The sequence below is a fragment of the Lysinibacillus sp. NPDC056959 genome, assembly GCF_042674095.1.
Lineage (GTDB): Bacteria > Bacillota > Bacilli > Bacillales_A > Planococcaceae > Lysinibacillus > Lysinibacillus zambalensis.
In genome coordinates this window covers 99,298-114,777 of record NZ_JBHURE010000004.1, presented here as the reverse complement: position 1 = coordinate 114,777, position 15,480 = coordinate 99,298, and the positions used below count along the sequence as shown (strand labels likewise).

The 15,480-nt window shown below is 35.5% G+C and carries 14 protein-coding genes; 6 read left to right on the top strand and 8 right to left on the bottom strand.

Annotation, left to right across the window (positions count from 1 at the left end):
- Positions 1-39: 39 nt before the first annotated feature.
- From ACFTQ7_RS06750 to ACFTQ7_RS06730, 5 genes are all read right to left on the bottom strand, one after another.
- Positions 40-228, bottom strand: coding sequence for a hypothetical protein (locus ACFTQ7_RS06750; protein WP_386827851.1), 189 nt, complete (start codon positions 226-228; stop codon positions 40-42).
- A 112-nt stretch (positions 229-340) separates the two neighbouring features.
- Positions 341-1,096, bottom strand: a complete 756-nt coding sequence (locus tag ACFTQ7_RS06745) for a metallophosphoesterase (RefSeq protein ID WP_386827850.1) — start codon at positions 1,094-1,096, stop codon at positions 341-343.
- A 160-nt stretch (positions 1,097-1,256) separates the two neighbouring features.
- Entirely contained in the window at positions 1,257-2,006 is a 750-nt protein-coding gene (locus ACFTQ7_RS06740) for a LysM peptidoglycan-binding domain-containing protein (RefSeq protein WP_386827849.1), read from the bottom strand.
- A 364-nt stretch (positions 2,007-2,370) separates the two neighbouring features.
- Entirely contained in the window at positions 2,371-3,819 is a 1,449-nt protein-coding gene (locus ACFTQ7_RS06735) for a RecQ family ATP-dependent DNA helicase (protein WP_386827848.1), read from the bottom strand.
- The gene (locus ACFTQ7_RS06730; protein ID WP_386827847.1) at positions 3,820-4,848 is read right to left on the bottom strand and encodes a YpbB family protein; all 1,029 of its coding nucleotides are present in this window, start codon (positions 4,846-4,848) and stop codon (positions 3,820-3,822) included. It abuts the gene before it with no gap.
- 109 nt (positions 4,849-4,957) lie between these two features.
- Here ACFTQ7_RS06730 and ACFTQ7_RS06725 point away from each other — a divergent pair, with 109 nt between their 5' ends.
- Positions 4,958-5,206, top strand: coding sequence for a ferredoxin (locus ACFTQ7_RS06725; RefSeq protein WP_053584054.1), 249 nt, complete (start codon positions 4,958-4,960; stop codon positions 5,204-5,206).
- Between the two features lie 524 nt (positions 5,207-5,730).
- On the top strand, positions 5,731-6,513 hold the full coding sequence (locus tag ACFTQ7_RS06720) for an enoyl-ACP reductase FabI (protein ID WP_337991027.1): 783 nt from the start codon (positions 5,731-5,733) through the stop codon (positions 6,511-6,513).
- Between the two features lie 66 nt (positions 6,514-6,579).
- Here ACFTQ7_RS06720 and ACFTQ7_RS06715 read toward each other — a convergent pair whose 3' ends face one another.
- Both ACFTQ7_RS06715 and ACFTQ7_RS06710 read right to left on the bottom strand, forming a co-directional pair.
- Complete coding sequence (locus ACFTQ7_RS06715; RefSeq protein WP_386827846.1) at positions 6,580-7,221, bottom strand: peptidylprolyl isomerase; 642 nt, start codon at positions 7,219-7,221, stop codon at positions 6,580-6,582.
- Positions 7,222-7,351: 130 nt separating this feature from the next.
- Complete coding sequence (locus ACFTQ7_RS06710) at positions 7,352-8,557, bottom strand: MFS transporter (RefSeq protein WP_386827845.1); 1,206 nt, start codon at positions 8,555-8,557, stop codon at positions 7,352-7,354.
- A gap of 286 nt (positions 8,558-8,843) precedes the next feature.
- Here ACFTQ7_RS06710 and ACFTQ7_RS06705 point away from each other — a divergent pair, with 286 nt between their 5' ends.
- A complete protein-coding gene (locus ACFTQ7_RS06705; RefSeq protein ID WP_386827844.1) occupies positions 8,844-9,200 on the top strand; it encodes a hypothetical protein in 357 nt (118 codons plus the stop codon).
- Positions 9,201-9,333: 133 nt separating this feature from the next.
- Here ACFTQ7_RS06705 and ACFTQ7_RS06700 read toward each other — a convergent pair whose 3' ends face one another.
- On the bottom strand, positions 9,334-10,833 hold the full coding sequence (locus tag ACFTQ7_RS06700) for a methyl-accepting chemotaxis protein (RefSeq protein ID WP_386827843.1): 1,500 nt from the start codon (positions 10,831-10,833) through the stop codon (positions 9,334-9,336).
- 753 nt (positions 10,834-11,586) lie between these two features.
- Here ACFTQ7_RS06700 and ACFTQ7_RS06695 point away from each other — a divergent pair.
- From ACFTQ7_RS06695 to ACFTQ7_RS06685, 3 genes are all read left to right on the top strand, one after another.
- A complete protein-coding gene (locus tag ACFTQ7_RS06695; RefSeq protein WP_386827842.1) occupies positions 11,587-12,606 on the top strand; it encodes an alpha/beta hydrolase in 1,020 nt (339 codons plus the stop codon).
- A gap of 385 nt (positions 12,607-12,991) precedes the next feature.
- Positions 12,992-14,062 (top strand): GerAB/ArcD/ProY family transporter, encoded by a 1,071-nt coding sequence (locus ACFTQ7_RS06690; protein WP_386827841.1) that lies wholly within the window; start codon positions 12,992-12,994, stop codon positions 14,060-14,062.
- Complete coding sequence (locus tag ACFTQ7_RS06685; protein WP_386827840.1) at positions 14,055-15,458, top strand: spore germination protein; 1,404 nt, start codon at positions 14,055-14,057, stop codon at positions 15,456-15,458. The genes ACFTQ7_RS06690 and ACFTQ7_RS06685 overlap by 8 nt, the downstream gene beginning before the upstream one ends.
- The last annotated feature ends 22 nt before the right edge of the window (positions 15,459-15,480 follow it).

The following is a 15,480-nucleotide window of genomic DNA, read 5'->3' as shown; positions in this document are numbered from 1 at the left end:
TCTCCCACTTCTATAGATGGTGAGATGAATGCGGGTTTGTTACTTTTCAGCAGGTGACCAAACATCCGCTGAAATAAAGGAACTCAGTCTAAGAACGCCACGTCCTGTGGCAATGACTGAGTGACCAACTTCATGTTGTTGCTGACGCTTCGCTTTCGCACAGAAAACATTTGTTGGCCTAAAGCCTCCGGCGGATGAACGGAAATCGGAAAGGAGTTCTTTGTGCATGCACAAAGCCGATTCCGAACGCAATTATGCCAAGGCATAATTGATTAATTGGGCATTTACCGAATAAATCCTTATCGCTTCCATTATACGCCTTCTAACGAGTTTTGGTTGTTTATTTACCCGAAACTTCAATGTCAATAATATGACACTGCGGTCTCGCACCAAGCCGGAAAGGTAATAATGTCGTACCGTAACCATTGCTTACTAACGTCATCACACCTTCACGCTCCCGATATGAGCCTTTAGGATGCACCCCATATGGGCCAATTCTAATTTGACCACCATGTAAATGCCCACCCATCATTAAATCTGCTCTAAATTTTGCACGGACTTCTGCAAAAACACCAGGGTTATGTGCGATGAAAATAACTAAGTCTTTCTCTTCGACCTTTGCAAATGCCTCATCAAACCTACTTTTCATTATAGATGTGTCTTCAATTGCATTAAGCCAAAAGCGGTTTTTTTTAGGGAGTAATACAGCATCATTGGCAATAATCTGAACACCATGGTCCTGTAAAATACTTCGAAATCGCTCTTCGCCTACTTCTCTGTCATTATTACCCCATATAAAATAAGTTGGTCCTAAAGGCGTTAATAAATTTAGGTTGTCATGAATACGTTGAATGGGTGTGCGTCCATCTGCAAAATCTCCACCAATAATAACAGCATCAAATGGACCATCTAACTGCTCAATCATCTGGCGGTTAATTTTGCGTAAATGGGTATCCGAAATAAAAAATAGTCGGATCTTTTCCTGTTCACCCTTTAATTGCAATTGATGATGTAAAACATTATTTTCATGTGCAACCTTCAACATATAAAGCACGAACGCGATGACTACTAAAATAAATAGTCCAAAATAAATCATTCTTTCACTTCTCCTTACGAAAACAAAAAGACGATTCATTTAAAATAAAGAATCGCCTTTTCACTAAATAAGACGTACGCCTTAACCCTATTTGGTGTTAACGTTTGTCCATTATTTTATACTCGAAAAACATTATTGCCAAAGAATGACATCTGCTTTCTTATGGTAACTTAATCACTTGCCCAACTGATATATTATTAGAAGACATACCGTTGGCTGCACGGATTTTCGCTAGTGTCGCTTCACTGCCATCACCGTAGTGATTCAATGCAATACGATATAGGTTTTCACTTGCTTTTACAGTATGTGTACTTGCATTTGCAGATTGTTTTGCTTCTTCTGCTTTTCGTGCTTCCTCAGCCTTACGTGCTTGTTCAGCTTTTCTATCTGCTTCGGCTTGTGCTCTTCTAGCTTCTTCTGCGTTTCTAGCTTGCTCTGCATTCTTAGCTGCTTCGGCTTTTCTAGCTTCTTCTGCATTCTTGGCTGCTTCGGCTTTTTTCGCTTCCTCTGCTGCCTTCTGTTCTGACGCTAATTTCTCTGCGTCTTTCTTAGACGTTTCCTTTGCTTTATCGCCATCTTTGTTTTTGTCAGTTGACACAGGTACAGCTTTATCCCCTGACTTGTCAATTTCTACAATTTCTTCCGAAGAATTTTTTTCAGCTTCTTCAATCGTTGATCCAGGTTCATAGAATTTTAAGAAATAGACTAATATTGATAATGGAATTAAGATAAAAATCACAAAAAGAATCGTCATTAATGGCGTTTTTCGTTTTGTATTTTTTGGCTTTTTATTATTACTTCCATTTTTATTCATTCTTGCAACTCTAGATAAAGCTTCCTGTTCTTTTTGTTCTTCTTCAAAAGATTGACGATGTTCTTCGATTTTATCGCGATAATCTTCTTTACTCATTCGTCTTTCCTCCAACCTCACTACGCTTTCTATCATTCTATTATGACGAATTTTGCGAAAAAAGTAAATGACCGTAAATTATAGTCTAAAAAGGGCATATCACCAAAGCTTAGAGTCTATCCGTTCCGACTGGACACTTTCCTGAAGGCATCCGCTAAGCCGCTTCTCTCGCAAGACTTGCCCTGGGTCTCTGGCCAACAGATGTTTTTTGTGCGAAAGCGAAGCGACAGCACGATGTTGGTCACGAAGGCGTTATCAAGGATGTGAAGGTCTTAGCCTTTGTTTCTCTATCGCTGATTCCCAAGGAGTCGCCAGTCGAAACTACGTTTATCAAATGTCATCCACAACTTTTGGTGATAAGCCTCTATAAACCCATTAAGAGTTGTTTTAACCGACTTTCCCATGGAATCATTTCTATTTTTTTCTCTTCCGTCAAGCGTACCTTATTGATTTCATCATAATGGATTCCGCAATTTTCACAACAGTTTTCCGGTTTTTTCAGCAATTTTTGCCCAAAATACCCGACTAATTTTGTGCGTATACAGTCTTTTGTCTGAGTCATTTTATGCATTTTATCGACAGCATGATATTTTTCTAGTGCCAAATGATTTAAACGCACTTTAACTTGTTCCATCGTTTCTTGTTGCAGCCAGTAATCAAGCACACGAAAAGCGGTCTCACTTAGTTCTCCATTTTTCAACATTTGAGAAGGGTGTACTTGCTGATTTAGTAGTTCCTGATAACGATCAACATGACCAACTGTTGGCAAATCGCCTGTTACAACAAATTTCGTAAGTTCCTCGTCGCCATCACTATATAGTAATATAGCGAGCGCTGGTTGACCATCACGCCCTGCACGGCCAATTTCCTGCATGTAATTTTCTACATTAGCAGGCATCGTTTCATGGATGACCTGACGAATATCAGACTTATTGATACCCATTCCAAAAGCATTCGTAGCCACAATCCAGTCAAGCTCTCCGTCAATAAACTGTTGCTGAATAAACTGACGGTCCTCAGCAATATAGCCTGCATGATACGCTGCAGCTCTTATACCTGCCTGTATAAGCGCCTCACTATATTGTTCAGCACGCTTCCGCGAGGACATATATAATATACCCGGTCCTGCAGTCTCTTTAACATGTTGCATAATCCAATGTGCTTTATCTGCCCTATCCTCAAATACAACACGCCCAAGGTGAATATTAGGCCGATCCACATTGTACAAAAACTCAAATGGCGTATCCAATGACAATGTTTCTCGTATATCATTGACTACTTTATTCGTCGCAGTCGCTGATAAAGCTAAAACTGGTGGCCGATTCACTTGTGAAAACCATTGTCCAATTCGTAAATAATCTGGTCTAAAATCAAAGCCCCACTGTGAAATACAGTGTGCCTCGTCCACTACGATAAGACCTAGCTGCATTTGTGAAAGCTTATCTTGAACCTGTTGCTGTAAAAGCATCTCTGGCGAAGTAAAGATAAAACGAAACTGCTCTAAGAAATGTAACGCATATCGTTTTTCACTTACGGTTAAAAATGAATTTAAGGCAACTACCCTCTTTTCACCAAAGCGTTTTAGCTCTTCTACTTGATCCTGCATAAGAGAAAGCAAAGGAGAAACAATTAAAACCGGCTTCTGCAAAATATATCCTGGCAACTGGTAACAAAGTGATTTCCCCATTCCTGTTGGTAATAAAGCAATAACATCTTTTTTTTCTAAAATTGCTTCAATGACCTCTTTTTGGCCTGGACGAAATGTTGTATAGCCAAAATACTTTGCTAACGTTTGTTCAAGTTCAAGTTCCATTTATACTTCTCCTTTCGCAAGGACAAGCCTTAACTGAAAATAACTCATACCTTCAACTACTTCATGCAATGTTTTCAATTTTTTAGTTTGATAATGTTTCGATGCCTGCCAAACTTTTTCCGCTTCTTCATAAGAGACGAACGGACCAATCGAAAAGTTCGGTTCATTCATAGCTAATTCTACCAAATGATCCTCTATAGTACTTTGTTTTAATTTCCTTATTTGCACAATCTGTTCAATTGAATAGCCCTGCTCATATAAATGTGCTGTTTGCTGCGCTGAATCGGTTAATAATGCTTTTACTCTTAATCCCTCTGTTATTTTACTGAGCAAGGGACAATCATTTGTCTGATGAATTTCATTTAAATACGTATGTAGCAATTCTATAAACGCTAATTGACAATCTAAAACTGTTTCCTGGCGTTGACTAGCGAGCTGTTGCCACGTCCATCCTGGTAATCTATGACCACTTAACCGATAGAGGACGAGTTGCTTATTAGCATTTGACAAGGGTAACATAGACAGTACCTGTTCACATTCCTGCAATAATTGTTGCTGTAAATGACCATCTTGATAGTGATGCTCAACTAAAAAAGATCGTACCCAGGATTGAATATTCGTATCCCTACTAATAGGAGAAAATGAACGAACCCCAGCACTTTGATAAGATAAACTTTGTATAATTAACGAGAGCCTTGCAAAAAATATATGCTCATTACCCCTATAGTGCCATCCGTCAAATAAAAAGTCAGGCGTCTGCTCCGCTCGCTGTAAACCTAGCTTTTTCATGGAATAGTGACCAGATTCTTGTATTGTTAACCAACTATACTGCAAAAATAATGATACAGCTTCATCAAATGTCTTCCGAGGTAACTTAGGTAATAACCCAAAATAATTATGTAACTTAAATAGGCCAATGTCTTGAATAGTCTGGCCTGAGCGCTTTCCTCTTAATACATGATAAGCAGCAGAAATAGTTCGTTCGTTATTTAGTTTTTGAAAGATTTGCAATAAAATTTGATGAAACATAGACGCAAATTCCTCCAATTTAATAGTATTTATGTTGAAATGTAAGATAAACATCTTTAAAATGAGTATGAAGCTTTGATAGGAACATGTAAAAGGAGAGAAAAAAAATATGGCTAAATACACAATTGTTGATAAAGATACATGTATCGCTTGCGGCGCTTGCGGAGCCGCAGCACCAGATATTTATGATTATGATGATGAAGGTATCGCCTTCGTTATTTTAGATGATAACATGGGAACAACTGAAGTTCCAGAAGATCTACTAGAAGACATGCAAGATGCTTTCGAAGGCTGCCCAACTGACTCAATCAAAGTAGCAGATGAGACTTTCGATGGCGACTCATTAAAATTCGAATAGGTTTAACTGTATCTTTAAAGGCATCCTTAACTGGGTGCCTTTATTTTATCTCCTCATGTATTAGTTGATTGAAGCGGTGACTGAGCGACTCCTTAGGGATCAACAATAGAGGAACGAAGGCTAAAATCATCACATCATGTGATACCGCCTTCGTGACCAACATCGTGTTGGCCCGAGACCCTGCAGCGCAGCGGATGTTTTCTGTGCGAAAGCGAAGCGGCAGCAACAAATGTTTTATCTGTGCGAAAGCGAAGCGGCAGCAACAACAAAGCGCCCAGCCGGAACGGAAATCAACCAAACGTTATGGTGAAGAGCCATTTTTTACAAACGAATCACTTAGTAACAGATGCTTATACCACGATTCATCTCTAACATAATGGAGATGGATTTTTTTGTACTTGTTAATGTAAATTTGGTCACTCTTTTCAACTTATTATTGCAACCATTTTTTATGTATGATAAGATTTTAGTAGTTGGTACTAATAACAGATATTATTTCATAAATATAAAGGGGTTCTTATTAGATGATGGATAATTTATTACAATTAAAAGATAAGAATATTGTCGTAATGGGCGTGGCAAACGATCGAAGTATTGCTTGGGGTATCGCAAAACGTTTATTTGATGTAGGTGCAAATGTTATTTTCACGTACCGTCAAGAACGTTCATTAAAAAAATTACAAATGCAATTAGAGAAAATCGGACAATCCGATTCACTGATCGTACAATGTGATGTCAACAGCGACGAGAGCACAAAAGCAGCTTTCGAAGAAATCGGTACAAAAGTAGGGGTAATCCATGGGATTGTCCACTCAGTAGCGTTTGCTAATGCAGAAGATTTACACAATCGCTTCTTAAATACAACTCGTGATGGCTATGCATTTGCACAAGACACTAGCGCCTATTCTCTTATTTCAGCAGCAAAGGCCGCACATCCTTATATGACTGAGGGCGGTTCTATCGTAACAATGAGTTACTTAGGAGCAGAGCGTGTACTAGATGGTTACAATGTTATGGGTGTAGCAAAAGCTGCATTAGAGGCATCTATGCGCTATCTTGCTGCAGATATTGGTAAAGATAATATTCGCGTTAATGCGATCTCAGCAGGAGCGATCCGCACACTTGCTGCAAAAGGGGTTCCTTCTTTCAATACAATTTTACACAAAATCGAAGAAACAGCTCCTTTAAAACGTAATGTTCAACAAGATGAAGTAGCAGACATGACCATCGTGATGCTTTCTCACTTATCTCGCGGTGTAACAGGCGAAACGATTTACATTGACGCAGGCTACAACATTATGGGTTAAATACAAAGAAGCATGGAAGATCAAAACTGATCTCTCATGCTTTTTTGTTTCGGATTTATAAATCTGTTATTTTATTACCTTTGGGGCAGGGTAATCAAAGCCCTTTGTATCTACTTCGACCTTTTTCATTTGTTGGTCTTTTATTGGTTTTTCATCTTCTCGTTCAACAGCAGCGATAGCATCTACTGTTTCCATCCCCTCGATTACTTTCCCAAAAGCAGCATATTCGCCATCAAGTTGCGGAGTATCCTTTACCATAATGAAAAATTGAGATCCCGCAGAATTCGGATCATTTGAACGAGCCATTGAAATGACACCACGTTCATGCTTTAAATCATTTTTAAAATCATTTGATGTAAACTCACCTTCTATCGAATAGTCCGGTCCTCCTGTACCATTACCTGAAGGATCTCCACCTTGAATCATAAAATCAGGGACAACTCGATGGAATATAAGACCATCATAAAAGCCTTTTTTAGCTAAGGAAATAAAATTTGCTACCGTATTCGGCGCTGTAGAAGGCTCTAATTCGATGACGATTTTTTCATCATTGTTCATCGTAATCGTCACAATTGGATTTTCCTTCACCTTTGATGAATAATCTACATTGTCTTCCGCTTTTTCTTTAGCTGCTCCACAACCTGTCAAAACTAAAACTGCCGCCATCAAAGCAAAGACAAAAGAAAATCCTTTACTACGTGTAAACATATCTTTCAACTCCTCTTTATATCCAGTCTACTTATTATACTATCAAATAGTTTAGGACAAATCATTTTTTATGAAGATCATGTAAATGAAGGAAATAAACTCAATAACACACCACAAATAAAAAAGATTCCTAGTGCCCTGCTACAATGCGTTGTTTAGTAATGATCCTCTTTAATAAAAATGAAAGTAAGCATGCTATGACTAAAAATACCGCAATCATACATATAACGCCTCCCCAGCCAAAGTGCATCCAAAACACACCCCCAACCGTTCCTCCAACACTTGAACCGAAATAATAAAAAAATAAATAGAGAGAAGAAGCTTGTGCTTTATCATGAGTGGCTCGTTTACTTACCCAGCCACTAGCAATCGAATGTGCTGCAAAGAAGCCAAATGTAAAGATTGTAATCCCTAAAATTTTTAAACTAAGTAGCCCATTTAATGTTAAAATCGCCCCTGTAAACATGATCGCAATAGACAATAACAGCATCTTTTGACGGCCATATTGATCAGCTAGACTTCCGAACCAAGCAGAGCTAAAAGTACCTACTAAGTAAATAACAAAAATCCAACCAACAATCGTAGCACTTAGATTATAAGGGGGCGCCATCAATTTAAAACCAATGTAGTTATAAAGAGTCACAAAGCCCCCCATTAATACGAAGCCAATACCAAAAAGACAAAGCATGGATGGGTCCTTTAAATGTTGTAAAAGAGACGTCGCCAATGATTTTATCTGTAATGGTCGAGCTGTAAAACGCTTGGAGTTAGGAAGCATCCAGATAAATAACACACTAATCATTAGACTGATAACACCTAGTACAACCATCCCCACTTGCCAATTGTAAAGATCCGTTAATGTCCCTATAATAACTCGGCCACTAAGCCCACCTACCGAATTACCACTTATGTATAAGCCCATTGCAATACCTAAACTAGATGGATCCATTTCCTCCCCTAAATAAGCCATCGCAATTGCTGGCAACCCTGCAAAAACAATACCCTGTATAACACGTAACACTAATATCGTTTCAAAATTAGGAGAAAAGGCAAGGGCAAGCGTAATTATAGATGCCGCAAAAATAGAAACCGTCATCAAAGACTTCCTTCCCCATGCCTCTGATAATGAGCCAACAATAATCATACTGATGGATAACGCAAAGGTTGTCACAGAAAGCGTTAAACTCGCAATAGCTGGTGATACATGAAACTCCTTCGCAAATGTTGGTAATAATGGCTGTGTCACATATAAGTTGGCGAAGGTAATAAAGCCCGCTAAAAATAAAGCCCAGTTTGCTTTATGAAACGCCTTTGTCCCTTTTTGAATGTAATCCATTTCTCTCTCTCCTTAACGTACTTCCAATGCTACTATTATTCTAATACAATAATCTTCAAAATTCACGATTGTTTGTCATAAAATAGACAAATTTATCTCTTGTATGCACGATTTCATTTAACACCCAACCCATGACTATAGTCATATTTTCTTCATATAAATTTAGTTTTTATCTATATAGAGTTGGCAAATATTGTGTTACATTGAAAGTAATCATCTTGCAATCATTGGCAATTAGGCTCCGATGACCAAACTATTTTTGTTGAACAGACTTGGAGGAATTTTCATGAAGATTATTGAAGCTTTAGCCCTTTCAGTACCCTATATCCACCTTGCATTAAAGGAAGAAGCAATCGTGGCTGTCGTTGAGAAGGAAAGTGAAACAGTTATAAAATACTTAGCTGGCAAACGTGTAGATTCAGGCTATCAAGATGGTCAAAAAGTAAATGCTAATGACCAAAATGTTTTCATTGCCTTTAGTGGGAAAAATGCTGATGTTGTTATACCGGAGGATGTATACGGCGTTGCCATAAATGCGTTTTCTTTTCCAATCCGTGAAAACGGGAAAGTCGTAGGAGCTCTAGCGTTTGGACTACCTAATGCCAACAAAAGAATCTTTTTAAAACTCATAAATATTAAATAAAACCAGGTACTCATATAAAATTTTATGAGCTCCTGGTTATTTTAATGGAGATTTCCTCTATTTAACCTTTACATGAAAGCTTTTTTATTGTCACTTGACGTTAAATAATCGACTAGCGAAATACTCTTTAATTTTATTGTTGCTTTGAAAATTCCACCAAATCCTGTGACATTGTACCAATTTCATCTGCTGAGGCATTCAATTGTTCTGTTAGAGCCGCTTGCATTTGCGCAAGCTCACTAATTTTATCCATATAGTCAATAATTGTATCAATGGAAACCTTTATTTGCATTAAACTTGATTCAATATTACCTGTTGCCTTAGCCGAATTAACTGCTAATTTTCTTACCTCTTCAGCTACTACACCAAAACCTTTTCCTTGTTCTCCTGCACGTGCGGCTTCTATTGCAGCATTTAACCCTAGTAAATTTGTCTGATCTGCTATCTCTCGAATAAAATTTGATATAAGCTGTGTTTCATCTGCTACCCCTTTCGCATCATTAGCAGCTTCTGTTGTTTTTTCCTGTGTGTTCGCCAGTTCCTGTGCCTGCATTGTAATAGAATTAATACCTACAACCATTTCATTAATAGAAGCTGATAACTCCTCCATACGTGTCATAGTTTCTTGTACATTTTGCTCTTTCATTTTTTCATGTGTAATATCTCGAATAGTTCCTGCCACTCGCAAAGGAGCTCCCTCACTATCACGAAGCGTTGTTCCGCTTGCATGAAACCAGCGATATTCACCAGATTTTAACTGAAGGCGATAATCTACTTTAAATGGAGTACGCCCAGAAAAATCTAATAAATGTGCACTAAACGCATCTAATGCAAGCTGCTTGTCCTCTGGATGCAAGCGATCACTCCAAGAGCTCATAATATTTGGAAAATCGTGTTCATCCTTAAAGCCTAATGTTCTTCGAAATTGTTCACTCCACCAAAAGGAATTCTGTGGATTTAACGGATCACCTTGATCTACAATCATATCCCATGGCGCTTCTACTAGTGCTTTATTGATTAAATCATAACGTGTTACATATCCCTGTAATTTTTCCACGTTTATTTTTTTATCATGAATATTCATAATCGAACCTATTATTTGATACTGATCATCTACAAGATGAGAAGCTATTCCTGTAGTCTGTATCCAGCGCTCTTGACCGTCACGAGAGCATATCAAATGCTCCATATTAAATCGAGTTTGTGTCTCTAAACTCTCCTCTAGCATCTCTTTAAAATCAGAACGATGCGCCACTGCAATTACCTTCAAAAAATCTTGAAAACTGTCTTTAAGAGCATAACTATCGAATCCTAAGAGCTCTTTTAATTCTGTCGAAGCTGTAAAAACATTGTTTAGATCATCCAAGCGTCCGTTCAATACTTGTAATTCCCAAAGACCAATTTCATTACTTTTCAATACATTACCCAATTTTTTCTGCAATTGATCTTCAGATTCTTGCCGAAGCCTATTTACTTGATTTAAATTATGTACTAACTGTTGTAATTCCTCATCATTTGTTGAAGCTAATGTATACTCATAATCAAATTGACCCTGTTTAGCCATTTGCAATTGAGCCTCACTCAACTTAATAAGATCGCCAATTGATATGTTCCGTTCTTTTTTTAAAAACATTCTTAGTTCCCCTTCGATAGTGCATAGATTACACGACTAATTCAAGAATCATTAGTTATGAAACTAGAATCATATTTCGTCTTTTTCTCATTATAACCGACAAAATAGTTAAAAAGCACTCGAAAATGTTATATTTTTTAGATGTACTATATACCTTATAATGCTACCTAATTTACTTGAAAGCACTATATAATTTGTTGCATCTGTATCCAAATACTCACTATATTATTCTACATCCAAATTCATATTTTATTACGCCATTGCTAATCCTCTCTAGCTATGCGCATGCTCGAACAATTAAAGTTGCTATAATACATTATTAGCTGTGAAGAGTAAAAGAATCTTTTAAAATCCAATAACTCTGAAAATTACAAGGGTCATATTGTTCATTAGTTTTTTTCTGGCCTAAAATTTCTACAATCAACAAAAGTAGTGCCCATTAATGCGCGAATTCTAGCAAGGGAATTAGTGAGTGACGCTTGATTCGTAATCGTCCTAAGATTGGATGCATATTGTTTTTTCACACTGTTTAGGATTGAATTTTGATATAATACAGTTATATGAGGTTCGATAAAGCCTAAAATTACCAACCGTATACATCTAATTGGATAAATCTTGTGGTGGGAGGTAAAAAGGAAGAAGAGGTTAAAAAATCACTCTGGTCTCTCTTTTGCTGAAGTGTAGATCGCATCCAATTCTTTTTTCATTAAAGTGAATTTCATATTAATAAGTAATGAGGTAAGGTTAATCAATTTGAAAACAAAAAATAAGTTTTATCAGAAAAAACGATGGAAGATCCCTGTCTATATTATTGTCATTCCTATATTGCTTATATTTATAATTGGACAGTTTACACCTATACTTAATACCTTTATTATCAAGCAGCTTTTCGAAGCGGATTCTTTTGCATCCCCTAAAAACATTGAAATAATAAAAAGACAAGTCCGTGTTAAAAAAGATATTATTTATGATAAACATGGAATTGAAAATAGTCTATTAGATATTTATTATCCGAAAAATATTAAGAAAGAACTCCCTGTTATCATGTGGATACATGGTGGCGCATTTGTTTCGGGTAGTAAGGAACAAACTCAAGAATATGGAATGGCATTAGCTAATGAAGGATACGTAGTAGCAAATATAAACTATGCTATTGCACCGGGACAAAAATATCCGGGACCAATCATACAAACTAACCAAGCTCTTAAATATTTACAAGAAAATGTCTCAAAATATGGTGGCGATATGAATCATTTATTTATTGGTGGCGATTCAGCAGGGGCTCAAATTGCCAGTCAAACAATTGCGATAATAACTAATGAAGCTCTAGCAAAATCAATGGATATTCTACCTTCTGTTGATAAAGAACAGTTAAAAGGTGCTCTTTTATTCTGTGGTGTTTATAATATGGAGAAAATAGGGACTCAGTCATCTCCAATAATAAAAAAAGGTATCCAATCAGTATTTTGGGCATATACAGGAAAAAAAGATTTCAAGTCCTTCTCCAGACTAGAAGAGATGTCTACAGTCAACCATATAACACCTAATTACCCTCCAACCTTTTTGACAGTTGGAGATGCTGATCCACTAGCCCCACAATCAACAGAGCTTATTGATATTCTCAAAAAGAATAGTGTGGAAGTAGATAGTGTTTTATTTGACGGAACAAATACTGACCTAGGTCATGAGTATCAATTTGATTTTACTACTACACATGCTGAACAAACACTAGGAAAAACGCTTACCTTCTTAAAAAAACATAGTGGGAAATAGCCCATTACGTTCACCATGTTTGTTTATAAGAAATTAACGGTACATTTAGCTATAAAAAATATACATTATCCTCGAATAAAAGTTCACTTTACTTTTGTTTCTCATTTAATTTGACTCAATTTCATAACCAAAAACCGATTTCCATACTATTCAGGGAATCGGTTTTTTTTATTTAGAAAATCACTTATTCTTTAAAACCCGTATTTATTAAAATCATCATTGATGATTATCCCTTTTAGATCTATCTGGAGCTATGGAGAGAGTGAAATTTTTTTAGATATATAAGGAAGTTTATTTGAGCATAATAATAAAAACTAAAACATGTCCATTTAGATTAGATGGCAACAAACATGGAGAGTATTGTTAGGAGGAGGTTTAAGATAAAATGAACAAAGTTATACAACCAATACATGTATATTGTTTGCTATTCTTATCCATTAGTTTTTTAGCACATTTTATTTTAATTCCCACAATTTTCACAGTAGTTGAACGTGAAGCATGGATAAGCGCCTTGGCAAGTTTAATTCCAATATTTCTTTTTGCATTATTTATCTCTAGAATTACATCTTCATTAAATCATATTCCATTCCTTGAATTAAGTTCAGTCCAAATTAATAAACCACTCTATTTATTAATAATTACTTCATGTATATTTTATTTAATTTCATCAACTTTCGTCTCCCTCAAATTTACAATTATTTGGGCTGATGAAAGTTTTAACTCTGATTACCCATATTTTATAACAGTTATTTTATTTATATTAATATGCTTTTATTGTTCTCTAAAAGGTATCAAAACCATAGCTATCCAATCATTGATTATTTGTACACTATACATTTTTTTGTTTGTTCTCCTCAATTTAGGGAACTCAATAAACAATGAATACGAACTAATATTACCAGTAAATACAAGTAATACTCCGTCCATTTTATGGGGAATATTATACATATGTATCGGTATTTTAGAAGTGGGATTTATTTTAATTGTTTTAAATGGTTATGTAAAAGAGAGGATGAACAGTAAAGGAATATTCGTTTTCTCTATACTATTTGTATTATTAGTTTTTATTACCATTGTGACTACTATCTCAGAATTCGGCATTTATGTAACACAAAAAATGGTTTTTCCTATAAACGAACAATGGAGGGTTTTGTCATTTGGTAAGTACTTTACAAGAATGGATTCTTTATCTGTTCTCCAAATATTATCAATGGCTTTTATTCGCATATGTTTATTTATGTATCTTGTTTCTTCCTTTTTCAAAAACCGAAAATTAATATTATTCATTTGCTATCTATGTTTAACAATAGGATTATTAATCCCCTGGTCTGTTTCTGATTTTTTGTCATTTATAAAAAACTTTTATCTTCTTTTTATTTTTGTGTTTTTATTCTTTTTCATTTCGGGTATCTATGTATTAGAAAAAAAGCAAAAGGGAGTTAAAAACTTTGACTGAAGTTAGTAATAATAAGGACTATTTTTATAAAGAATTTAGTCATCAATCAAATGTAACGATAAGTAATAAATACTTTATTTTTAATAACGAAAAACACGAAGTGATTTTTATATATTGCCATAGTTTAATTGATAGTGTTCTTTATTTTAATTCTTTATTACCGAATATTAGACTCCTGGCTGAACAAGGAAATTTATATGATGTAGAAATAATAAATCGTTATTTAGAGGTAAAAGAGATAAATGAGTACTCAACAGATGAAATAAATAGCAAAATTTTCACAGGATTTTTATATTTTTATCATGTTCAATCAAATAAATTATATTCAACCAATATAGCTAAACTACCTGAACGATCAATTGAAGAATCAAATATGGAAGTTTCATTAAGAGGACCACGAGATGGATTTGTTGAAAATATAGATACAAATTTTTCTTTAATAAGAATGAGATTAAAGAGTAAAAATTTATCATGCGAAAATTTCACAATTGGAGATGCGAGTAAAACAAAAGTTTTATTACTCTACATTGATAACTATATTGATCAAAACACTTTGAGAAATGTACAAAACAAACTAAATAAAATAAAAGTAGATAATATTGCAAGTAGTTATCATATTGAAGAATTACTTTATGATAAGTTGAGCCTCTTTCCCCTCCTTGATTATTCAGGAAGACCAGACTTTGTAGTAAATTCTCTCAATAAAGGTCGTTTTGTCATATTGGTAGATGGAAGTCCAAGCTGTTTAATTGGACCAGTAAATTTATTACTTATTTTGAAAGCAGCAGAAGATGATCAAACTAATTTTTTATTTGTGAGTTTTTCACGCATGTTAAGGATTACATCTTTACTAACAAGTATATTTTTACCTGGTTTTTGGATTGCATTAACTGTCCATCAACTTAACCAGTTACCATTTCCCTTATTAATATCGATATCTGCATCTAAAATTGGACTGCCCGTCTCTTCTTCGTTCGAAATTCTTATAATGCTCATCTTTTTTGACCTCTTTCGAGAAGCTGGAATACGTTTACCTAAAGCTGTAGGTCAAACCGTTGCAGTCTTAGGAGGTTTAATAGTTGGTGATGCTGCCATAAGGGCAGGATTTACATCGCCATCGACGTTAGTAATTGGAGCACTTACAGTTATATCTAGCTATACATTAATTAATCAAAATATACTAGGGAACGTATTTTTAATAAGAGTTGCTACGTTAATAATTGCCTCCTTTTTTGGAATGTATGGCTTTGTTTTAAGCGTCTTATTTTTCTTAACATATATCTCTTCATTAGAAAGTTTCGGGCATCCTTACCTTTCTACATTAAATAAAGTTAGTATACCCAATCTTATTAAAGGTTTTTTTAAAATGCCATTTAGAATCAAAATAAAAGACTGACTGCTTTTTAGAAGGGAGATTA